Raw genomic sequence first — 20716 nt, 5'->3', positions numbered from 1 at the left:
TCGACGAAGCATCTGCCGCAGTTCATGGCTTGCCAAGCTCGGTTTTGCATCGAAAATGCGATCCTTGTTTGTCCGGGGTTCCCAGGGAGAGTTGGCCGTGAGCACAGATCGTTCGACCGTCGAAGCCGTCGTCCAGGGCTATTTCGACGCGCTCTACGAGGGCGATGCCGACAAGCTCGGGGCCGTGTTCCACCCCAGCGCCGACCTGCGCTGGGTCGAGAACGGCGAACTCAAGATCCTGACCGTGCCGGATTGGCTCGCCTGGGTGCGCAAGCGGCCCTCGGCGAAGGGCGAGGGCAAGCCGCGCGAGGATTTCATCGTCACCATCGACCGCTCGGACGACAAGACCGCCTTCATCAAGGTCCGCTGCCAGCTGCCGCCGCGCTATTTCACCGATTATCTCGTCGCGATGAGGCTCAAAGACGGCTGGCAGATCGTCTCCAAATCCTACCGCTACGACCTGCGGGACTGAGTCCGGCGCGTCGACGCCGGCAAGCCCCGATGGAAGCCCAATTTCAGATATTCCTGATCCTGCTGGCCGTGCTGGCGGGAACCGCCCTGATCGCGCGGCGGACCAACCTCGCGCCGGCGATCCTCCTGATGCTGGCCGGCATCGCGCTGGCCTTCGTGCCGACCATGCCCGCGTTCGCGCTGCCGCCGGAGCTCGTGCTGCTCATGGTGCTGCCGCCGCTGATCTACTCCTCCAGCGTCGCGATGAGTTGGCGGGAGTTCAAGCGCAATCTGCGGCCGATCGTGTTTCTGGCAGTCGGCTGCGTGCTGTTCACTGCCGCGATGGTGGCCATCGCCACTCACGTCCTGCTCGGCCTGCCCTGGAGCATCGGCTTTCTGCTCGGCGCCATCGTGGCACCGCCCGACGTGGTGGCGCCGCTCGCCATCGCCCGCCGCCTGCATCTGCCGCGCCGGGTCATGGTGATCCTCGAGGGCGAGGGCCTCGCCAATGACGCGACCGCGCTGATCCTCTATCGCTTCGCAGTCGCGGCGATCACCACCGGCGCTTTCTCGCTGCCGGTCGCGGCCGGCGAATTCGTGGCGATCGTGGTCGGCGAGATCGCCTTCGGCATCGGCGTCGGCTGGCTGATGCTGCGCGCCCGTCACTATTCGCGCGATCCGCAGGTCGAGATCACCCTGTCGGTGCTGACGCCCTATCTCGCATTCTGGATCCCCGAGCATGTCGGCGGCTCCGGCGTGATCGCGACGGTGGCCTGCGGCCTCTACATGAGCTGGAACGGACCGCTGTGGATCTCCTCGGCGACCCGCCTGCAGGGCGTCTTCTTCTGGGACCTCATGATCTATCTGATCGAGGGCATGCTGTTCCTGCTGACCGGCCTCCAGATGCGGCTGATCTACGAGAAGTCGAAGGTCTTTCCGCTCGGTGAGATCATCATCGCGACCGTGCTGGTGGTCGCCATCGTGGCGATCGCGCGCTTCGCCTGGACCTTTCCGGCGACGATCCTGCCGCGCCTCTTGAGCAGTTCGCTGCGCGCCCGCGATCCGCTGCCACCATGGCGGCAGACCTTCATCATCGGCTTCACCGGCGTGCGCGGCACGGTCTCGCTCGCCACCGCGCTGGCGCTGCCGCTGACGCTCTCGACCGGCGAGGCGTTTCCCTATCGCGACCAGATCCTGTTCATCGCCTTCGGCGTGATCTTCTTCACCCTGATCGGTCTCGGCCTGACGCTGCCGCTCGTCGTGCGCTGGCTCGGGGTCGGAAACCAGGGCCGTGCCGAACATCAGGTCGAGCACGAGCAGGAGATCGCGGCGCGGCGCGAGGCGCTCGACAGCGCCTTGCAGTCGCTGGAGATGATGACGAGCGATCGCGAACTCTCCGACGAGGTGGTACGGCTGCTGCGGGCCCGCCACGAGGTGCGCACCAACCAGCTGCCGGAGGGTCTCAGGCCCGACGACAACGACGCCTCCGCGCTCGGCATCGAGCTGACCCGCGAACTGATCACGGTGGAACGCAAATTCATCCACGTGATGCTGCGCGACGGCAAGATCACCGACGAGACCCGCCGCCGCATCGAGCGCGATCTCGATCTGGAGGAAGCGAGCCTCGCCAACAGGGAATATGGCGAAGTGCCCCTGTAGGGTGACCGTTGGCAGGAGTGAGTTGGGAGTCTGCCTCTCCACATTCAGTGTCGTCCCGGCGCACGCCGGGATCCATAACCACCGGCCGTCATGGCGACGAAGGCTGGCAGCTCCAGCGTGCCTCACATTCCCTCCTGGGATCATGCAGGGCTATCGCATATGGCCAATCTGAGTTTTTCGCGAAACCGTCTCCACATCGTCATGCCCGGGCTCCGTCCCGCCTGCGGGGCCGTAGCCCCTTCGGCGCGGCGAAGGCCCGGGCATCCACGTCGTTCCCAGCATGCCGGGCGACGTGGATGGCCGGGACGAGCCCGGCCATGACGGCGTGGAAACAGACGAGCGCACACTTCGATCGTCAAATGCGATAGCCCTGCGGGAGTTAGGGTCCTGGGTCGGCGCGACGCCAACGCATGCGCGTTGGCATCGCTTGCCGGGGACGACAGCTGAATTCGTGGCAAGCGTTCTCATCCTCGCGCCCGCATCTCGCGTCCGAGCATTGATCCCGATGTCGCCCTCTCTCATCGGAGGGCGCAGGGAAGGCCGAGCCTCGGCTGAGGCCCGTGGCCCGCCTGCGGAAAAAAATGCAGGCGGCAGGAACCACAGGTTCAGCCGGACAAGACCCGGCCCTCCCTGCGCGATGGTTTTAACAGCTGCTTCGCACTCTCCCCGGGGACCGGGCTTTCTTGCCCCCGTCACCAGCGGATCATCACCGCCAGCTTGGCATCAGCATCGGGATGTCAGGACCATGCGACTTGACCGTCCGCGCCATGACGTTCGTCCGCGAGCCCAAGGGCCCACTGCGCCACGTCGCGTCCACCGCATCCCGCCTCCACGTTCGTGACGACCGCGAAGCGCCCCTCGTGAGCGAGGCGGGACGGGCGGAAAGATCGATCTGATTTGCCCGACGACACAAGGCTGATGAGATGCGACATGGTAACGCGACGGGCAAAATCGGGACGTCGCGCCGAACGGTTCGAGCCGCTTGATGCAGGGATCTCGGTTTATGCTAACACCATGGCATGATCCGGAACGATATCGAGACACGGTCTTTGAGGGCGTATTGCCTGAGCGATGACGAGCGCAAGGCCATCGGGCGCGGCTTGCAGGAGATGCGCGAACGGAAGTTTGCCGACGAGGCCGCGGTCTCTGCCGTATTCGACCGCTACCGCGCCGCGACGCCATTGCCTCCGCACAAGTGAAGCCTCTGCCTCTCATTCCGGAACAGGCAACGACGTAATCTGAATCTAAAGCGAAGGCGCCGACGGATCTAGGTGCGTCAGGGCTGGACTTGCCCCGGCTCTCACCTCACCGCTCGATCATCCAGCGCGTCACCGCCTGGTGGTAGTTCATCGGGCCGGGCACGGTCTTGTAGGTCTTCAAATAGCGGAAGCCGGCCTTTTGCAGCGCGCGGTTGGGGGCGATGTTGTAGGCGTGCGGCTCGCAGAACAGCTGCTTGAGCCGCAGCCGCTCGAAATAGAAATCGATGCTGCGGCGGACGTATTCGGTGCCGAGGCCGCGGCCGCGCAGCTCCGGCTCGGTGACGTGCAGGTGCATGTGGGCGCGATTGCCGAACACGATGCGGTCGCAACTGGAGAAGCCGATCGGCCGGCCGTCGAGCCGCCAGGTCACCAGCAGCGCCGCGCGCTCGGCCAGCGGCGTCGCGTAGAGCGTCTCGAACAGCCCGGCCCACACCGGTTTGGTCGGCATTCGGGTCGGATCGATGCCCATCAGATCGAGCTGCTCGATGCTCGACGAATAGAAGTAGTCGATGACAACAGCGGTCTCGGCGAGTTCCATTTCACTGACGTCGAGTTTCATCGAGGCGTCCTCTTCAGCAGGCCTCAAGGTGCCGATCATGCAGGCAGCAGTGGGGCGCCAGGAGACGGATCGTGTGGTCACGATGGCGGTAGATGTCGCAACCGCGGCGCGTCGCCGGACAATTCCAGAATGAGTAGTATCACACAAGCAGCTATGAGTTGCAGAAAGCCCGTCTGTTCTCGCCGAGCGGAGTCGGCTCGATGACACATGTTGCGGCTGGGGCGCTGCTCACCTCTCCGTTCGGGAGAGATCGAATTGCGTCGACGATGCGATCGGGGTGAGGGGGTGCTGGTCTCACGACACACACCACCCTCGCGGCTGCCCTCACCCCGGCCCTCTCAGCGCGAGCTCGTCGCGGCGGCCGTGAAGAACGGACGAGGGAGCGCGCTGTCATTCCAAGGGCAGATCGAGTCCGATTTGCCTGCGCGCAGGCGCAGATCCCTCTCGGCCTGAAGGCTTTCTAAGACACTTTCGATCAACGCTCGCATGCACAGGCGAACATCTGCGGCGCGGAAGTCGCCGCAGGTTCAAGTATAGCCGCGCAGCCCTACTCCGCCGCGGTCACGCTCTCCGGCGCTTTCGCACCGTTGCCGTAGCGCTGGTCGATGTAGTCGATGACGAGCGCCCGGAAGTCGGCGGCGATCGTGGGCCCGCGCAGGGTGCGGAACTTCTTGCCGTCGACGAACACCGGGGCGGCCGGGGCCTCGCCGGTGCCCGGCAGCGAGATGCCGATATTGGCGTGCTTGGATTCGCCGGGGCCGTTGACGATGCAGCCCATGACCGCGACGTTCAGCTCCTCGACCCCTGGATATTTCGACTTCCAGCCCGGCATCTCCACCCGGATGAAATCCTGGATCGAGCGCGCCAGTTCCTGGAACGTGGTCGAGGTGGTGCGGCCGCAGCCCGGGCAGGCCGCGACCAGCGGCACGAAGGTGCGGAAGCCCATGGTCTGCAGCAGCTCCTGCGCAACCTGCACCTCGAGGGTGCGGTCGCCGCCGGGCTCGGGGGTCAGCGAGATGCGGATGGTGTCGCCGATGCCCTGCTGCAAGAGGATGCCGAGCGCGGCCGAAGACGCGACGATGCCCTTGGAGCCCATGCCGGCCTCGGTGAGGCCGAGATGGATGGCGTAGTCCGAGCGTGCGGCGAGATCCTGGTACACCGCGATCAGGTCCTGCACGGCCGAAACCTTGGCCGACAGGATGATGCGGTCCTTGGGCATGCCGAGCTCCTGGGCCCGGGCGGCCGACAGCAGCGCCGACTGCACCATGGCCTCGCGCGTCACGGCGCGCGCCTCGCGCGGCGTCTCCGAGACGGCGTTCTCCTCCATCAGCTTGGTCAAGAGCTCCTGGTCGAGCGAGCCCCAATTGGCGCCGATGCGCACCGGCTTGCCGTATTTGTTGGCGAGCTCGATGATGGTCGAGAACTGGGTATCCCGCTTGTCCTTGAAGCCGACATTGCCGGGATTGATGCGGTACTTCGCCAGCGCCTCGGCGCAGGCCGGATAATCCGTCAGCAGCTTGTGGCCGATATAGTGGAAGTCGCCGATCAGCGGCGTGGTGATGCCGCGCTTGTCGAGCTGCTCGCGGATGTGCGGGACGGCCGCGGCGGCCTCCTCGCGGTCCACCGTGATGCGGACCATCTCGGACCCGGCGCGCGCCAGCGCTGCGACCTGGGCCACCGTGCCGTCGACATCGGCGGTGTCGGTGTTGGTCATCGACTGCACCACGATCGGGGCACCGCCGCCCACGGCGACGTTGCCGACCATGACGCGGGTGGTCTGATGCCGGGGAGCGGGTCCGGCGACATCGGTTGGGGTCAGGATCTCGGGCTTGTTCATGGGGGCTCGGATATCAGGTTTTGGTGACGTTCAGCAATGGATCAGTCGCAGCCAGGGCCACGCGGTTCGGGCGGTTGACGAGAAAAAGCCCAACGATCACAAGCACGGCGGCAAGGCCAAAGGCCAGCGTCAGGGCGTCATGCAGGATGAAATAGCTCGCCACGACCCCGAATAAAGGGGTGATGAAGGTAAATGCCGACAATTTGCTGGCCGAATAGGCCTTGATCAGCGCAAACCAGATCGTGAACGTGGTCCCGACCACCCAGATCGACTGGTAGGCCAGGAGCCCGAGCACGAACAGGCTCGGAACCTGGGCCATCCGCTCGCCGGCGATCAGGGCCGCCGCCGCCATGATCGGGACCGACACCGCGACCTGATACCCCAACGCCCGCTCCGGAGCGACGAACCGCAGGCGGGTGCCTTTGACGAACACGGTGGTCACGCCCCACAGCAGGCCGCCGCCGACCACCAGGAGGTCGCCGAGCAGCACCCGGCCGTCGACATTGGCCTGGGGCACGCCGATCGCCAGCGCCACGCCGGCGAAGCTGAGCGCCAGCCCGCCCCATTGCGCAGGCCCGAGACGCTCGCCGAGGAAACGGAACGAGCCGAGCGCGACGAAGAACGGCGCCGTGTACAGGAACACCACCGCGCGCGACGCCGAGGTCAAGAGCAGGCCCTGGTAGATCAGCACGAACTCGAAACCAAACAGCGCGCCCGCGATCAGGCCGAGACCCAGCGTGCCGTCGCGCTCGAACATCTTCACGCCGCGCAGCTGCGCGAACACCAGCAGCACCGGCAGCGCGCCGAGCGAGCGGAAGGTCGCCTGCAGCAGCGGCGGAATTTCCGGCAGGGCCAGCTTCACCGCGATCTGGTTGAACGCCCAGGACAGGCAGAGCACGAGGGTCACGGCAATCGCGCCCGGGCCGAGCGGCCGGGTGGCGGCGGATGAGTTGGACGTTGCGGACACGAGGACGTTGGCTCCCGGAAGCGTTTTGTTTTTGGATCGCCATGGCGTGCGAGCGGCTCGATTCGACGAGCCAAATCAGGCGAACGGATCAGCGGCAGCGGTGTTCACCTCTCCCCGCTTGCGGGGAGAGGTCGGATTGCATCGCCAGATGCAATCCGGGTGAGGGGGGCTCTCCGCGAGCACGGTGCGCGTGGAGAGCCCCCCTCACCCCAACCCTCTCCCCGCAAGCGGGGCGAGGGAGCGCACCGCCATCGCAGTGAGCCCCTCGGATACGACGCTGCTTAGCGCGTGTACAGCCGACCCTGCCGTGACGAATCTCACGCCGCCTTCTGGCAATGGGCGCAGAGCCCCGTGATCTCGACGACCGACAATTTCGGCGTGAAGCCCGATGCGGCCGCGGCGAGCTTCAGACTCTCGGCGATCGGCGCCGCCGGAACCTCGCCGACCGCGCCGCAACTCTCGCAGATCAGGAATGCCACCAGCGCGGTATGCTCGTGGTCGTGGGCGCAGGCGAGAAAGGCGTTACGGCTCTCGATGCGGTGCACCAGGCCGTTGGCCATCAGGAACTCGAGCGCGCGATACACCGTGATCGGCGCCGGCCGCGGCGCCACCTTGGCGAGTTCCTCGATGATCTCATAGGCGCCGAGCGGCCGGTGGCTGGACAGCAGCGCCTCCAGCACCTGACGGCGCTGTGGCGTGAACTTCTGGCCGCGCTGGGCGCAAACGCGCTCGGCATGATCGAGGGCATCGGCTGTGCAGCGGCCATGATCGTGGTCGGGCGCCGGAAAGGTGGGTTTCGCGAGGGTCATTGCCTGCAATCTAGCATCTCGGACCGGTCTCGCCAAAGGCCGCGGCCGAGCCATGCATTTTCGCGGAATGGACCCGCTTCGAAAGGACATGAAATATTCATAAGCTTGCTTATCATATCCTAGGCTCATTACAGCCAAAGCTTAGCTCCTCCGCTCCCGAATCGAGACCCGCATGAGCCGCACCTCCGCGGACGCCAACTTTCTGTTTACCCTCGGCGAGCTGCAGCGCCTGATGCGCGCCTATGCCGACAAGGAGGCCGCGCGCTTCGGCATGACCCGCGCGCAATGGGCCGTGCTGGCCAAGGTCGAGCGCAACGAGGGCATGAAGCAGTCCGAGCTCGCCGAGCAGTTGGAGATGCAGCCGATCACGCTGACCCGGCTGATCGACAAGATCGCGGATGCCGGGCTGATCGAGCGTCGCGGCGACGATACCGACCGGCGCGTCAACCGGCTGTATCTGAAGAAGGCGGCACGCCCGCTGCTCGCGAAGCTCGCGGTGCTGCGCGGCGAGATCACCGAGACTGCGCTGGACGGCATCAGTCCCGCCGATGCCGAGCGACTGACGGCCCAACTCGAAACCATCAAAGAAAACGTGAGAAACGCCCTGCAGTCCCTGTGCGACGAGCAGCGAAAGGAGCAGCGCTATGGCTGAGCCAGCCCTGAAACTCGCCCCCGACCAGAAGGCCAGCCCCGACGCCGCTGCGGCGGCCGCGAAGCCCGCGCGCGCCGGCGTCCTGCGCCGCTACCGCCGCACTTTGCTGCTGGTGGCGCTGCCCGTCCTGGCCGCTGTCGGCGGCTTCGTCTTCTACCTCAACGGCGGCCGCTACGTGACCACTGACGACGCCTATGTCGGCGCGCAGAAGGTGCTGATCACCCCGGACATCTCGGGAAAGATCATCAAGGTCGTCGTGAAGGAAGGCCAGCAGGTGCAGAAGGGCGACGAGCTGTTCGAGATCGATCCTGTGCCCTATCGCCTCGCCGTCGACCAGGCCAAGGCGGCGCTGGAGCAGGCGCGCACCAGCTATGACAATCTGGTCGCCAACATCAAGATCTACGGCCAGATGCTGGACCTTGCCAACCAGGGCATCGACCTGAAGCAGAAGGATGTCGAGCGCAAGCAGACGCTCGCCAAGAACAATTTCGGCTCGCAGCTCGATCTCGACAATGCCGCGAATGCGCTGGTGACGGCGAGCGCGCAGGCGCAGTTCATCAAGCAGCAGCTGTCGAACGCCCGGACGCAGCTGCTCGGCAATCCCGAGCTGCCGTTGGAGCAGTTCCCGCCCTACATCCAGGCCAAGGCCAAGCTCGACGACGCCCAGCGCGACCTCGACCACACCACCTTGCGCGCGCCGATGCCGGGTGTCGCGACCCAGGTCGACCAGATTCAGCTCGGCCGCTTCGTCGCCGCGGGCACGCCGGTGTTCTCGGTGATCGACGTCGCCAATCCCTGGGTCGACGCCAATCCGAAGGAGAGCGACTTCACCTATGTCGCGGTCGGCCAGAGCGTCGAGCTCGACGTCGACGCGTTTCCGAACCACCGCTTCAAGGGCACGATCGGGTCGCTGTCGCCGGGCACCGGCGCGCAGTTCGCGATCATCCCGCCGCAGAACGCCAGCGGCAATTTCGTCAAGGTCGTGCAGCGCGTGCCCGTGCGGATCTATTTCGACAAGACCGACAAGTTCGTCGCGAAGCTCAAGGCCGGCATGAGCGTCAACGTCGCGATCGACACCGGGCACGAGCGGACGCTGGCCGGACTGTTCGGGTCGGCGCATGCGGCCGACAAGGGCGAGTAGGCCGTCATGACCGCGCCCGCAGCCTCATCATCGGCGGCTCCCGGATTCCGCCGCAACATGGTGACGATCTGCGCCATGACGGCGACGATCATGCAGGCGCTCGATACCACCATCGCCAACGTCGCGTTGCCCTACATGCAGGGCACGCTGTCGGCCTCGACCGACCAGATCAACTGGGTGCTGACGTCCTACATCGTGGCGGCCGCGATCATGACCGCGCCGGTCGGCTGGATCGCCAACCGCTTCGGCCGCAAGCGCACCTTCATCGTCTGCTCGGCCGGCTTCACCATTGCGTCTGTGATGTGCGGGCTTGCCCAGGACATCACCCAGATGGTTCTGTTCCGGCTTTTGCAGGGCGTGTTCGGCGCCTCGCTGGTGCCGCTGTCGCAGGCCGTGATGCTCGACTCCTACGCGCTGCACGAGCGCGCCAAGGCAATGGCGATCTGGGGCATGGGCGTGATGCTGGGCCCGATCATGGGGCCGTCGCTGGGCGCGTGGCTGACCGAGACCTATTCCTGGCACTGGGTGTTCTTCGTCAATCTGCCGTTCGGCGCGGTCACCGTGCTCGGCCTGATGGCGTTCATGGAGGAGACCAAGCCGAACAGCGCGCTGACCTTCGACTGGTTCGGCTTCATGGCGCTCGCCATCGGCATCGGCTCGCTGCAGATCGCGCTCGACCGCGGCGAGGATCAAGGCTGGTTCGAGAGCAACGAGATCATCATCGAGTTCATCGTCGCCGCCGTCGGCTTCTACTATTTCCTGGCGCATTCGCTGACCACCAAGCGGCCGTTCATCCAGTTCGCGCTGTTCAAGGACCGCAATTTCGTCGGCGGCTGCGTGTTCATGACCGTGATGGGGCTGGTGCTGTTCTCGACCATGGCGCTGTCCTCGCCCTATCTGCAGAACGTCATCGGCTATCCCATCATCACCGCCGGCGTGCTGCTCGCCACGCGCGGCTGCGGCACCTTCGTGGCGATGATGCTGGTCGGGCGGATGCTGCGCTATATCGAGGCGCGCACCTTGATCATCGTCGGTTTGGCGCTGACGGCGCTGTCGCTGTTTCAGATGACGGCATGGACCGACCAGACCGGCGCCCCCGAGATCATCACCATCAGCATCATGCAGGGTTTTGGCTTCGGCCTCGTGTTCGTGCCGCTGTCGACGGTGGCGTTCCTCACTCTACCCGGCCACTTGCGCACCGACGGAACATCGATGCTGACATTGGTGCGCAACGTCGCCAGCTCGATCGGCATTTCCATTGCGATCGCGCAGCTCACCGAGGGAACCCGGCGGAACCACGCCATCCTGGCCGAGCACATCAATCCGTTCAACCAGGCCCTGCAGATGCCCAACGTCTCCGGGCTCCTGAATCTCTCGACCGATGCCGGCCGCGCGATGGCCGATGCGATGATCACGGTGCAGGCGCAGATCCTCGCCTTCTCGCACGACTACCAACTGGTGATGACGTTCATCCTGGTGTCGATCCCGCTCGCGGTCATGATCGGATCCACCAAAAAGGCGCTGCGCGCGCAAGCCGCTCCCGCCGATCACGCGGTCATCGAGTAGCCTCTTAACCTCGGATTAATTTTGGGTGGCGCGGCTGACAACGACTTGCGCCATTCGGACGCAGGGGACAAGGATAGCAAAAAGGTGACCGCCCCGTGATGAATTTGTAACTTCAATTTTGTCTGTTTCCGACTATGTTGTTGTTACCCCACTCGGTTCTCTGCGTATGAGTTGCGCGCAGGGACTGCGCGTCACGAGCGCCCCACTCGTGATGTGCCGGGCGGGGGCGGTGGCTCCTCCAGCGCCGCCCCCAGCCCCCGATTTTGAGATCGTCCGGCTGGCGGTCGAGACGGCGCGCCGCGATCCACGCAGCGGCAGCGAGACGCCCCGGTGCCGACCTTCGATGACGTCCACGCGTGACTCGTTCTTGCCTGCACCGAACGAGGCGGCTGGACTACGAGTTGACGCGGCGGCTCATATAGTCGAGATCGGTCGCAGCCTCGACGCAGAAATTCACGCGGTCTTCCAGCACGGCGCGACGCTTCTGAAGGGTCTGGATCTGTGCGGCCGACGGCGCGACGCCTAATCCGCGCTGGGCCACGGCATGCGTCTTGTGACGGCGCAGCACCCCACCCAGCTCCTCGCTGAAATTCGTCAGCCCGGCCATCACCCGCGCAAGATGGTCGTCGAGCGCCCCGGCAGCGCTGGCGACGAGCGAATCGAGCAGCGGCTGGAATTCCTGCACGATGAGTTCCTCGAGCCGGCGCGACCGCTGCTTTTGATTGGTCCAGAGCCGCCACCATGATCGCCATTGATCGTCGAGCTCGAGCGCAATGGTGGAACCGAGCGCCGCGATCGAAGGCGACGGATCGATCGGCTCCACCCGCGAGTAGCGCGCAAGAAGCGCCTCGTCGGGCAGGACAGGATTGATGCGATCGAGCAACCGGGCGTGCATCTCAATCTCCGCCTCCTGCACTTGGCGGGCCAATTCGTCATAGAGCGACTTGAATTGACCCTCCAACCGGAGCCGGAGATCGGCCGTGTCAAATTGCACGACCTGTTCGCGTTTGGCGCTCGTCTGCAGCAGTTTTTCGCGCGCGGCAGCCGCCTCCTCCGCGACCACGTCGCGCAGGGACTCGTCGAGACGTGCGATGCCGGCGTCCTTCATGCCTTGGATCGCGTCGAAGCCCTCCCGAATGTCCGTGCCGATGCTGACGGCCAGCGCCTCCAGTTGCTTGAGCGCCCGCGCGGCGTTCTCTTGCCGCGCGATCGTCGTCGCAACGTCCTCGCGCGCGGCAGCGATACGCTGATCGAGCAGAGCCATCTCGTCGCGCGCGGCGAGGTCGACGCCGGCGATCAATTCGATCAGCTCGAGCTGGATGCGCGTCAGTCGGCGCTGCGCGGGCCCGCGCACGATGAGACCCGAGAGCACCTCGGACAACTCCTCGAGTCCCGTGGGCCCGAGACTGCGCGCCTCGTCCGTCAGATCGCCCGCGGCACTGCGCGCCACGCCCGGCGTGCCTTGTTCCATCGGATCCGCGAGCCCGAGCTCCGCGGCAATCGCACGCTCTGCCTGCAGCGCGCTTCCGATGATGATCGGGATTTCATGGCCGGGAAATTCGTCGGCGAGCTTGTCGCGAACGTGCCTCATGACGATCTGCCCCTCCTCGATCGGCCGGCCGAGCAGATCGACGCGATTGACGAAGACCACGAGCTTTTCCTTCTGCAGCCCGCGCAGGAGTCTGAGCAGATCCAGGTCGCTCGAGGACAACGCCTGCTGCGCGTTCAGAACGACGATGCATGCGTCCGTGTGGTCGAGGGATTCGCGTGACAATTGATCGCGGACCAGAAACGGGTCGTTCGTTCCCGGCGTGTCGATGACGACGGTCGGCAAGGCGAACGGAGCCTGATCGAAATACAGATCCGCGGATTTCGTGATGTCGGCGAAGCGCCCCACGAATCCGCGCGACCGAGCCAACTCCTGGCCTTCGAAGGTTTCGCCGACGCACACGTAGCGCGCCAGAACTTCGGCTGACGCAGTCTCAAAACAATGCTGTCGGCCAAGCAGCTTCCGGAACTCCTTGCCGAGGCGGAGTTCGGCGCTTTCGCGCATCGCCCGGACTTGACGGCCCAACGTGTCGGCGTCGAGCGTGACACCGAGGCGCCGGCTGAGCTCGAGCAACCTGCCGCCGGATGCGAGGCGGTCCCAATCTCCCTCGTCGAAGAATTGGAAGACCGCGCCAAACTCATGCGCGGTCCCGAAATGGAGTTTGGTTACGACGGAGGTCCACGGATTGACGTCGGTCGGCAGGAACCGTGGCCGGCGGATCAACGCATTGATCAGGGAACTCTTGCCCGCCTTGACCTGGCCTACCACGGCGATACGGCACGCATTCGCTTTCGCTTCGGCCATCAACGCATCGACCATGTCGGCGTTGCGCTCGTCGAGCAACGGCCGCAGCCGTGTCGCTCTCTGGAGAGTAGCGGTCAAAATTGCTTCAAGATCGTGACCACGTTTGGAATAGATGTTGCCAATCACGGTGCCCAGAGCCTCCGGCCGTAATTTCGAATCGCTCCTCACCACGACACCGCTCGTTAGGATCGGAACCGGCGCGCCGCCTGCAAACGACTGCCCTATTTGTTGTAAGTCGGGAAAGCTCGGCAACCAACCAGTAATTGAGGCGATAACCAAATTCCGAATACGACGAAACTCCGCGTCGGATTTTTGACATAATTAGTAGCATCTGTGACTAACATGAATTGCGACGGTTTTTGGCGAAGGTATCAGTCTGGTACCACAAGTGAGGTTGTACGGTATGCCACAAGCTTTGGATAACGCACTGCAGGAAGCGATGAACCAGGTGCCGCAGTGCGTCGCTGCCGGCTACATCGATCTCGATACTGGAATGCTGCTATCTGCCAAGATGTTGAACTCGCTTCCACAGGAAGTCGTCGACCTCTTCTCGGCAGCAACGGCCGACCTTTTTCAGGGCAGCAACGTTACGACTCTCGAAGGTAGTTTCAGACGCCTCAGAGGTACGAAGGGAGGGGGTGATGACCATTATTTTCAGGAGATCGTGGTCTTCAGCGACAATATGATTCATCTCTTCTTGAGATGTAAGAAACACAGCAATCACGTCTTGGCGTTCGTAACCCGGAAGAACGCCAACATCGGAATGGTCATAGCAAGATCGCGAATGGCCGTTCCAAGCGTGGAGGCGGCACTCTAGTGAGGCCAGATTTGCCGACCACCGTGTGACGGAACCGGCGCACTACCCAGCAAGCAGGCGGGCGCGGTATCATGGAGCGCATTGGCAGACTCCTGTACTCGAAGTTCAATCGAGCGTCGCGGACGCGGGAAGGCGACGTGGAGCAGCCTGAATCCGGTGCACCGGAAATGACCTCGCCGCGACTGACGGATGATTTTCCGCATCCGCCGTCGCGGCCGCTGCTTCGGTTCGGCCTGTTCGGCGAATTCAGCTCCGGAAAGTCGTCGTTGGCGAACGTTCTGCTCGGTAGCGAAATGCTGCCGACGGCCGTACTCGCAAGCACGCGACGGCCGACGATAGCTCGCTTCGCACAGCAACTCGAAATTCGAGCCATCAGAGAGGACGGCTCCCGCGTTGAGCTGTCGCACGACACGCTGGATTCGCTCGATCGCGAGAATATCAGCTGCATCGACATCGGCCTGCCCAGTGAACTTCTGCGCAGCTTCGAGTTGCTCGACACGGCGGGTTTTGCCGATCCCCATCACGATACGAGCCAGACACTTCTGGTCGCCGACGAGGTCGACGCCTGCGTCTGGTGCACCCTTGCGACGCAAGCATGGCGCGAGAGCGAACGGAAAACCTGGCACAGCCTGCCGGATCACCTCCGCGCCAACAGCATCCTCGTCGTCACTCACATTGACAATATTGTGAACGGCAAAGACTTTCGTCGTCTCGAGGCGCGTCTGCAACGCGAGACCGAAGGGCTCTTCCATACTATCGTACTGCTCTCCGCGCCGGACGCGATGAGGGCGCGCGGCCCAGGAGATGTCATCGTCGATCCGGTCCTGTGGGCGAGCAGCGGCGGAGGCCCTCTGCTGGCGGCGATACGACGGGCCATCTCTCAGGGCACTGTGAGAAGGATCATCACAGAAGACGAGGTCAGCGCGGATCGGGAGATGATCTCCAAAGTCGTCGACCTCCTCGCCGCACCGGCGGTGGCGGCGTCGACACCGGCATCGGCGGACGTCGTATCGATCGCCGTCCCTGCCGCGCCCGAAATCACATCTGCAGCGGCGGCGGCTCGCCAGATCGACGTACACGCTTTTCTTCTCAAGGTGGTGGCGGCGGTACCATCCTGTCTGTTGGCGGCCTGGATCGATCTCGACGGAGGCCGCGTCCAGAACTCCGTCAGCGCCAGCGGAAACGAAGCGATCGAAGCGGCGGCGGGAGCGGCCATCGCCGATTTTCTTCGGGGCGAGCGGCTACTTCGTTTCGAAGCCGGCATTCTCGATACATCTTCGACCACGGCGGCCGCGGATCGCGGCGGCCTGAGGGAGATCGTGGTGAGCGGTTCAGATTGGCAGTGCCTCATGCTGAGGAGCCCGCGAGAGAGCGACCATGCCCTGCTGATCGTCAGCGAGAGCAAAAACCTTGGCCCGCTGCTCTCGATCGCACGCAATCTCATCAATTCGACGGCGACGGAGTTTGGGCCGTAGCGCGGCGCACCCCGTCGCTGTCGATGACGCAGATCCGATCACCTCCAGCGATCAAACCTGCGGATTCGTAACCGCGAGCGGCTCGATCTTTGCGCCACCCGTGGCGCTCCTCGGCTCTGCATGCGGCAGGATCACGCTGGTCAGCGCCTTGACCGGATCGTCGCCCGGCTTGAAGCCCGACTGCACGAGGATCTCGTCGATCAACGGCTTGAGCGCATGCACACGCAGGAGCTCGCCGGCGAGGCCTTCGCCGAAGCCGACATTGCCGCCGCCGCTCCCATTGCCGCTGCCACCGAAGGCGCCTCCGGTGTGCAGGATGCGCACGTCCTTCAGGTTCGCGATCGGCTTCACCATCTCGCCGAGCGCGGCCGGCATGGTCGCGATGCGCTGCTTGGCGAGTTCGAAGTCGATCACGTTGCTGCCGAGCTTGTTCTGGGCCTCGTTCTTCATCAGGATGACGGCGGCCTCGGCTTCGCCGATCTGGCGCACGCCGACCGCCTTGATCTTGTTGGCATCGGCCTCGGCCGTCGCCAGCGTCCGCGCCGCCTCGCCGCGATCGACTGCCGCGCGCTTCTCGGCCTCCGCCGCCACGGTGATTCCCGTCGAGCGCTGCTCGGCTTCCTTGCGCGCCGCCATCACCGCGGTCTGCCGTTCGCGGTCGGCGATCTCGATCGCGCGGGCCGTCGTCACCTTTTCCTCCGCGGACACTGCCAGCGCCTCGGCCGCTTTGGCGACCGCGCGCGCCTCGGAGGTCTCCTTGCTCTTGGTCGCGATCTGGATGTCGTTGTCTTGCGTTGCGATCTGGATCTCGCGGTCGGCGTCGGTCTTGCGGCGGTTGATCGCGAGGCTGGATTCGATCGCGGCGGTCTCGCGTACTTTCAGCGCTTCGGCCTCGCGCTGCGCGATCTTCTGCTGCGCCTCGATGCGGGCATTCTCCTCGGTCTGCCACGCCGTCTGCGTCGCGCTCGCCACCTCCGCGCGGGTGCTCGCGGTCTTGTTGGCGATGTCGCGCTCCTGGCTGAGTTCGGCCTCCTTCTTGGTGCGCTCGATCGTCAAGGTGAGCTGGCGCGCTTCGAGATCCTTCTGCGCGATCGCCACCTCGTTGTCGCGCACGATGGCGTTGCGGTCGCGCCGCCTGGTCTCGGTCACCGTCTTCAAGAGGGTCAGGCCTTCGGCGTCGAAGAAGTTCTCGGCGTTGAAGAACGAGATGTCGGTCTGGTCGAGCTTGGTCAGCGACACCGATTCCAGCTCCAGTCCGTTCGACTGCACGTCGGCCTCGACCGCAGCCTGCACGTGCTTGACGAAATCCGAGCGCTTCTCCTGCAGGTCCAAAAGCTCCATCGTCGCCGCGACCGAGCGCAGGCCGTCGACGAACTTGGCCTCGACCTGGTCGCGCAGCAATTCGGCATTGTTGGTGACGGCACCCAGCGTCTGCGCCGCGAGCGCGATCGAATCGACGTCCGGCTTCACCCGGACATAGAACTCGGCATCGATGTCGACGCGCATGCGGTCCTTGGTGATCAGCGAATCCTTCTTGGAGCGCTCGACGCGCAGCCGCAAGGTTTTCAAGTTCACGCGCGCGATCGAGTGGAAGATCGGCAGCACCACAGCGCCGCCGTCGAGCACCACCTTCTTGCCGCCGAGACCGGTGCGCACGAACGCCTCGTCGCGGGTGGAGCGGTGATAGAGCACGGCGAACACCGTGCCGAGGACGACCAGCAGGACGACGCCGATCGTGGCGGGGACGATGAGATCGATCATGGAAGAGATCACTTTCTGGACTGACAGTCCGGTTGTGACGAGACGAGTTCGTCGGCCGCGGCGATCGCGATGAAGCGTCCCTCCTTGCGGTCGACGAGAAGAACCGAGGCACCCACCGGCAGTGGTGGCGAGCCGGGTGCGGCCGTGGCCGTCACCGTGTGCCAATTGCCGTGCACGTCCTTGACGCGGACGCGGCCCGGCAGCCCGTCATCGAGCGGGCCGACCGCGACCTCGCCGGTGCGGCCGACGAGATCGGACAGGCCGACCGCGTAGCTCTCATCCTGCGGGATCAGGCGTGCCGCGTAGCGCGTCGAACTGCGCAGCAGCGGCACGGTGGCGATGGCCGCGAGCACGCCCGCGGCCGAGGCCGGCAGCGGCAGGGCGACCAGCCGGGCGACATCGTGGATGAGGAAGCCTGTGATCGAGAAGATGCCGAGCCCGAGCAGGATGCAGATCATCAGCGGCACGCCGCCGACATTGATCCAGGACAGCACATGGCTGAGCGAACTGCCGTTGCCGTCATGCCCGAGATCGACGCTCTGGCCGAGCAGCTCGCTGATCGACAGGCCGAGCAGCATCGAGCTGATTTCGACGCCGCCGACCAGCACGATCATCATGGCGGCGACGGCGAACGGCCGCACCTCGGGTTGCATGAAATGGTCGACAATGGTCATGGGACGATGCGCCCCTGCCCGCTCAGTTCTGCGACTTCAGTCGCGCCAGCCGCTCGGCAATGTCCTTGTCGCGCTTCAGCTTCGATAGTTCATCGATATCCGGTGACGGCGCGATGCCTTGCGGCACGCCGGTCGCGCGGGCGACGACGCGCGAGGCGCGCGCCGCCTTGGCGAGGCCGGCATCATGTCCCTTGCGCGATCCCGCCTTCGGCTGATCGGCCAGCGCCTCGCTGCGTTCGAGCTCGGCGAGACGCGTCTGCGCGTCCTGCAGGCTCGACAGGATCGCGCGCAGGGTCGTCAGCACCGCGTCGATGCGCTCGGCATTCTCGTCGATCGCCTTCGACAGCACCTCGAACTGGGCTTCGAGATCCATCTGCCGGGCGATGCCGGCGCGGGCGAGATCGTCGCGGTTCTCGGCGATGGCGACGTGGATCTGCTCGGCCAGCACGGTGGTCTCGCGCTCGATCTCGGCGCGGCGCGCGTTGAGCCGGTACTCCTCGGCACGGGCGTGCGAGAGGCTGTCGCGCGCCTCGCGCTCCGCCTGCTCGATCTCGCGGATCGCCTGGCTGACCAGCGCGACCCGATTCTTGTCCTCGGCCTTCTCGATCGCGCCATAGGCGATGCCGGCGATGAGTCGCCCGGCGCGTGACAGGAGCGTGTCGGGAGCCGGCGCGTGTTCGGCGAGCATGACGTGGTCCTTTCGTGAGCTGACTGTTGGGCTGACATGAGCGTGTGAAGTTGCAGTGACGCCGAAGTGGACCTCGACGTCGCCGTTGTCGGAGCGCACGAGCTGCGCCGGCGTGGCATGCGTCCAGCCCGCGGTGTAGCCGGTGACCTCGAACCGGATCGTGACGCGGCCGAGCGCGGTGCCGAGCGACAAGGTGCCGGCGTCCCTGACATTCACCAATCGGTCGTCGAGAGGCAGCCGCGGGTTCGAAGCGGCGCGATAGGCGGCGCGATCGCGCAGGCCGAGCGTCACGAGACGCGACGGCAGCCGCGTGGCCTTGCGGATCGGCTCATAGGCGAGGCCATGGAGGACGACGAGGTTAGCGCCGACGCCCTTCGCCACGGCGATCTCGTCGAGCATGTCCATCATCCGGGCATAGTCGGCGAAGGTCGCCTCAATCGCGTCCCGCGCCTCCGTCGTGAGAAGGAGACGGTAGCGAACAGCCTGATCGTACGGACTTCCGGCCATGGGGAACATGAAAGCACGATTTATGTACTTTAGCAAGCGATCCTCCCAGCCGAGGACGCCGCACTTTGCCGTGACCACGCCGAACGCCATGCCCATGCCGATTGGTCGCGCTGACCCCACCGGGCGGTTTGGTGTCAGGCGAACAATCTCTGGTGATCGTTAAGGACACTGGGAGGCTGGATAGCAAATGCGATGCGCTCGCACGGAACGACGCCATGATTTTCGCCAACCGCGCGCACTCGCGTTCAGACTGCAGGGCGCGCTCCGTCTACCCGTTGCGACGAGGCTGCAAGCGGGGAAGAGATTTACTGAGGTTCGCCGCGAGATGAGCAGGTCAATTCCGGCAGGACGACGCGCAATCAGTCCAGCAAGTCTCGGCAGCCGAGATCGTCGACGGCGAGGAAGATCCGCTCGAGATTATTCCACCAGATGATGGGGGGAATGTTCGCGGTCCATTGCCACACCGGCTTGGTGATCTGCCAGAGTACGCCATAGCGATAATCATCATCGAGCGCGGCGCGGCTGTAGCCGGTCACGCCGTGGCTGACGAGAACGGCGTGGTAGCGGTCGAGCAGCTCCCGCTCGACCTGCTGCCGGCGGTCCGGATACCATTGCAAGCCCATCAGATAAGCGAGATCGTTGGCGCCGACATTGACCCGCCATTGGTCGAAGTCGAATACCCGCGCGCGATCCGCCACGCCCGGCTTGGGCAGCAGGAAATTCCAGCTATGTGCGTCGCCATGGGCGATCGTGAGGTGACGCCGCGAATGATAGCGCGCGAGCAGTCTTGGCGTGGCCGCCATGAAGCGCCGGTAGACATCGCGCCGTTCTGCGCTGAGGCGATCACCGAGCAGCGCGGCGAAACGTTCGAGATGGCCGTCGAGTTGCACCATCACCTGCGCCATGGCCGCGGGCGCGATGAACCGACCGATCGTCCGACCGAGAGACGGATGATCCCACCACGCCGCGTGCAGCCGCGCCAGCGCCTCGACGATGGCTCCGGCTTGCGCCGATGTCGGCGGCAGCGGCCATTCGGTCGCGATCTCGTGCGTGTCGGTCAAGTCCTCCAGTAGCAAATGCCAGTCATGGCTGTCGTCGTCCCAATGCGCGCCGAAACAGCGCGGCACCAGTTGCGCCGGAAGATGCGGCGCGATGTCGGTATAGAACGCGACCTCCTGCCGGCCGGCCTGCCACAGCGTCGTGGCGAAATTCTCCTGCGCGATCTTCAGGATCAGCGTCCGCGGCGCAGCGGGGGCCGGACCGTCATAGCTGAGGCCGAGCCTGATGATGCGCGACACGATGATGTCACGCGCGCTCAGCACGGTCACATCTCTCACAGCGCTCTCACCGAGCAGACCGGAGGCGCGCAACGCCGTGCCGAGCGACGATGGATCTACGCCTGGCGGCAGCGCGATTGTCATGGCCCTCGTCCAACCCGGTTACGGCACGCAGCAAGATAGCATGAGGTCCGGCCTCGCGGGCGATCGCGGTGGGACGGCACGCGGCCATTTCGGAACCAAGTGACATCTCGAACATAATGCC

General features: G+C 64.9%; 16 protein-coding genes. 7 read left to right on the top strand and 9 right to left on the bottom strand.

All coding sequences use genetic code 11. The annotated features are described in order from the left end of the window. The first annotated feature begins 97 nt into the window (after positions 1-97). Both ACQR1B_RS01500 and ACQR1B_RS01495 read left to right on the top strand, forming a co-directional pair. Positions 98-472, top strand: a complete 375-nt coding sequence (locus tag ACQR1B_RS01500) for a nuclear transport factor 2 family protein (RefSeq protein WP_434831580.1) — start codon at positions 98-100, stop codon at positions 470-472. Between the two features lie 29 nt (positions 473-501). Next, a complete protein-coding gene (locus ACQR1B_RS01495; protein WP_434831581.1) occupies positions 502-2109 on the top strand; it encodes a Na+/H+ antiporter in 1608 nt (535 codons plus the stop codon). 1305 nt (positions 2110-3414) lie between these two features. On the opposite strand, the gene ACQR1B_RS01490 is transcribed toward ACQR1B_RS01495, so the two are convergent. The 4 genes from ACQR1B_RS01490 to ACQR1B_RS01475 all read right to left on the bottom strand — a co-directional run bounded on the left by ACQR1B_RS01490 (position 3415) and on the right by ACQR1B_RS01475 (position 7540). Then, positions 3415-3927, bottom strand: a complete 513-nt coding sequence (locus ACQR1B_RS01490) for a GNAT family N-acetyltransferase (protein WP_434831582.1) — start codon at positions 3925-3927, stop codon at positions 3415-3417. Between the two features lie 547 nt (positions 3928-4474). Continuing rightward, positions 4475-5764, bottom strand: coding sequence for a flavodoxin-dependent (E)-4-hydroxy-3-methylbut-2-enyl-diphosphate synthase (gene ispG / locus ACQR1B_RS01485; protein ID WP_434831583.1), 1290 nt, complete (start codon positions 5762-5764; stop codon positions 4475-4477). A gap of 13 nt (positions 5765-5777) precedes the next feature. Beyond that, positions 5778-6731 (bottom strand): DMT family transporter, encoded by a 954-nt coding sequence (locus ACQR1B_RS01480; protein ID WP_434831584.1) that lies wholly within the window; start codon positions 6729-6731, stop codon positions 5778-5780. A 317-nt stretch (positions 6732-7048) separates the two neighbouring features. After that, positions 7049-7540 (bottom strand): Fur family transcriptional regulator, encoded by a 492-nt coding sequence (locus ACQR1B_RS01475; protein ID WP_434831585.1) that lies wholly within the window; start codon positions 7538-7540, stop codon positions 7049-7051. Positions 7541-7712: 172 nt separating this feature from the next. On the opposite strand from ACQR1B_RS01475, the gene ACQR1B_RS01470 reads away from it, so the two are divergent. Genes ACQR1B_RS01470 through ACQR1B_RS01460 form a run of 3 tightly spaced genes read left to right on the top strand, consistent with a single transcriptional unit; the run spans position 7713 to position 10899 of the window. Beyond that, positions 7713-8192 carry a MarR family winged helix-turn-helix transcriptional regulator gene (locus ACQR1B_RS01470; protein WP_434831586.1) on the top strand — a complete coding sequence of 160 codons (480 nt, stop codon included), beginning with the start codon at positions 7713-7715 and terminating at the stop codon, positions 8190-8192. Continuing rightward, a complete protein-coding gene (locus ACQR1B_RS01465) occupies positions 8185-9333 on the top strand; it encodes an HlyD family secretion protein (protein ID WP_434831587.1) in 1149 nt (382 codons plus the stop codon). The genes ACQR1B_RS01470 and ACQR1B_RS01465 overlap by 8 nt, the downstream gene beginning before the upstream one ends. A 6-nt stretch (positions 9334-9339) precedes the next feature. Then, positions 9340-10899, top strand: coding sequence for a DHA2 family efflux MFS transporter permease subunit (locus ACQR1B_RS01460; protein ID WP_434831588.1), 1560 nt, complete (start codon positions 9340-9342; stop codon positions 10897-10899). Between the two features lie 394 nt (positions 10900-11293). Here the strand turns inward: ACQR1B_RS01460 and ACQR1B_RS01455 are convergent, their stop codons facing one another. Beyond that, the gene (locus tag ACQR1B_RS01455) at positions 11294-13378 is read right to left on the bottom strand and encodes a dynamin family protein (protein ID WP_434831589.1); all 2085 of its coding nucleotides are present in this window, start codon (positions 13376-13378) and stop codon (positions 11294-11296) included. A 313-nt stretch (positions 13379-13691) separates the two neighbouring features. Here ACQR1B_RS01455 and ACQR1B_RS01450 point away from each other — a divergent pair, with 313 nt between their 5' ends. Together ACQR1B_RS01450 and ACQR1B_RS01445 are read left to right on the top strand one after the other, a co-directional pair. Continuing rightward, positions 13692-14069 carry a hypothetical protein gene (locus ACQR1B_RS01450; RefSeq protein ID WP_434831590.1) on the top strand — a complete coding sequence of 126 codons (378 nt, stop codon included), beginning with the start codon at positions 13692-13694 and terminating at the stop codon, positions 14067-14069. A gap of 137 nt (positions 14070-14206) precedes the next feature. Beyond that, on the top strand, positions 14207-15544 hold the full coding sequence (locus tag ACQR1B_RS01445) for a dynamin family protein (protein ID WP_434831591.1): 1338 nt from the start codon (positions 14207-14209) through the stop codon (positions 15542-15544). Positions 15545-15595: 51 nt separating this feature from the next. Here ACQR1B_RS01445 and ACQR1B_RS01440 read toward each other — a convergent pair whose 3' ends face one another. The 4 genes from ACQR1B_RS01440 to ACQR1B_RS01425 form a co-directional block, all read right to left on the bottom strand. After that, the gene (locus ACQR1B_RS01440) at positions 15596-17305 is read right to left on the bottom strand and encodes a flotillin family protein (protein ID WP_434831592.1); all 1710 of its coding nucleotides are present in this window, start codon (positions 17303-17305) and stop codon (positions 15596-15598) included. A gap of 8 nt (positions 17306-17313) precedes the next feature. Then, on the bottom strand, positions 17314-17979 hold the full coding sequence (locus tag ACQR1B_RS01435; RefSeq protein WP_434831593.1) for an OB-fold-containig protein: 666 nt from the start codon (positions 17977-17979) through the stop codon (positions 17314-17316). 22 nt (positions 17980-18001) lie between these two features. After that, the gene (locus tag ACQR1B_RS01430) at positions 18002-19183 is read right to left on the bottom strand and encodes a PspA/IM30 family protein (RefSeq protein ID WP_434831594.1); all 1182 of its coding nucleotides are present in this window, start codon (positions 19181-19183) and stop codon (positions 18002-18004) included. Between the two features lie 350 nt (positions 19184-19533). Further along, the gene (locus tag ACQR1B_RS01425; protein WP_434831595.1) at positions 19534-20595 is read right to left on the bottom strand and encodes a phosphotransferase; all 1062 of its coding nucleotides are present in this window, start codon (positions 20593-20595) and stop codon (positions 19534-19536) included. Between the last annotated feature and the right edge of the window lie 121 nt (positions 20596-20716).

Source organism: Bradyrhizobium oligotrophicum, from assembly GCF_051168495.1.
Taxonomy (GTDB): domain Bacteria; phylum Pseudomonadota; class Alphaproteobacteria; order Rhizobiales; family Xanthobacteraceae; genus Bradyrhizobium; species Bradyrhizobium oligotrophicum_A.
This window is presented reverse-complemented; position numbering and strand designations above follow the sequence as displayed.

Coding starts and splice junctions, on each gene's coding strand:
- ACQR1B_RS01495 (WP_434831581.1), top strand. CDS start 502: ATGGAAGCCCAATTTCAGATATTCCTGATCCTGCTGGCCGTGCTGGCG.
- ACQR1B_RS01490 (WP_434831582.1), bottom strand. CDS start 3,927: ATGAAACTCGACGTCAGTGAAATGGAACTCGCCGAGACCGCTGTTGTC.
- ispG (WP_434831583.1), bottom strand. CDS start 5,764: ATGAACAAGCCCGAGATCCTGACCCCAACCGATGTCGCCGGACCCGCT.
- ACQR1B_RS01475 (WP_434831585.1), bottom strand. CDS start 7,540: ATGACCCTCGCGAAACCCACCTTTCCGGCGCCCGACCACGATCATGGC.
- ACQR1B_RS01470 (WP_434831586.1), top strand. CDS start 7,713: ATGAGCCGCACCTCCGCGGACGCCAACTTTCTGTTTACCCTCGGCGAG.
- ACQR1B_RS01465 (WP_434831587.1), top strand. CDS start 8,185: ATGGCTGAGCCAGCCCTGAAACTCGCCCCCGACCAGAAGGCCAGCCCC.
- ACQR1B_RS01460 (WP_434831588.1), top strand. CDS start 9,340: ATGACCGCGCCCGCAGCCTCATCATCGGCGGCTCCCGGATTCCGCCGC.
- ACQR1B_RS01450 (WP_434831590.1), top strand. CDS start 13,692: ATGAACCAGGTGCCGCAGTGCGTCGCTGCCGGCTACATCGATCTCGAT.
- ACQR1B_RS01440 (WP_434831592.1), bottom strand. CDS start 17,305: ATGATCGATCTCATCGTCCCCGCCACGATCGGCGTCGTCCTGCTGGTC.
- ACQR1B_RS01435 (WP_434831593.1), bottom strand. CDS start 17,979: ATGACCATTGTCGACCATTTCATGCAACCCGAGGTGCGGCCGTTCGCC.
- ACQR1B_RS01430 (WP_434831594.1), bottom strand. CDS start 19,183: ATGTTCCCCATGGCCGGAAGTCCGTACGATCAGGCTGTTCGCTACCGT.
- ACQR1B_RS01425 (WP_434831595.1), bottom strand. CDS start 20,595: ATGACAATCGCGCTGCCGCCAGGCGTAGATCCATCGTCGCTCGGCACG.